At 76.9% G+C, this 563-nt stretch carries 1 protein-coding gene; it reads left to right on the top strand.

What is annotated here, in order from left to right:
- Window positions 1–563: DUF4097 family beta strand repeat-containing protein (locus ABD353_RS40020; protein ID WP_344628613.1), on the top strand; the 563-nt coding region annotated here is incomplete at both ends.

Raw genomic sequence — 563 nt, 5'->3', positions numbered from 1 at the left:
CTGCCCGCGGACGCCGCCAAGGGCCGCGACGTGAAGGCGGCCGAGCTGATCGAGGTCGCCCACCGCGACGGGGTGCTGCGGATCGGGGCCCCCGCGGCGAAGAACCGGATCCTCGGCAACTCCGGCACCGTCGAGGTGACCGTCCACCTGCCCGCCGGCTCCCGCGTCGAGGCGACGGGCGCCGCCGCCGGGTTCCACGGCACCGGGCGGCTCGGCGAGGTCGCCGTCGAGATCGCGCAGGGCTCGGTCGAGCTCGACGAGGCGTCCGCCGCCCGCCTCACCCTGCAGTCCGGCGACGTCACCGTCGGCCGCCTCACCGGCCCCGCAGAGATCAGCACCCAGCAGGGCGACCTCCGGATCACCGAGGCCGTCCGCGGCGCCCTCGTGCTGCGCACCGGCTCCGGCGGGATCGAGGTCGGCGTCGCCCGCGGCGTCTCCGCCTCGCTGGACGCCGGCACCGCCTTCGGCCGGATCGCCAACTCCCTGAAGAACACCGACGGCGCCGAGGCCGCCGTGACCATCCGCGCGACCACCGCCGCCGGCGACATCACCGCCCGCAGCCT

Origin of the sequence: Kitasatospora arboriphila (genome assembly GCF_039528095.1) — a bacterium.
In the GTDB taxonomy this organism is placed as follows: domain Bacteria; phylum Actinomycetota; class Actinomycetes; order Streptomycetales; family Streptomycetaceae; genus Kitasatospora; species Kitasatospora arboriphila.
The sequence above is the reverse complement of the archived record's forward strand: the minus strand, read 5'-3'. Positions and strand labels throughout refer to the sequence as shown.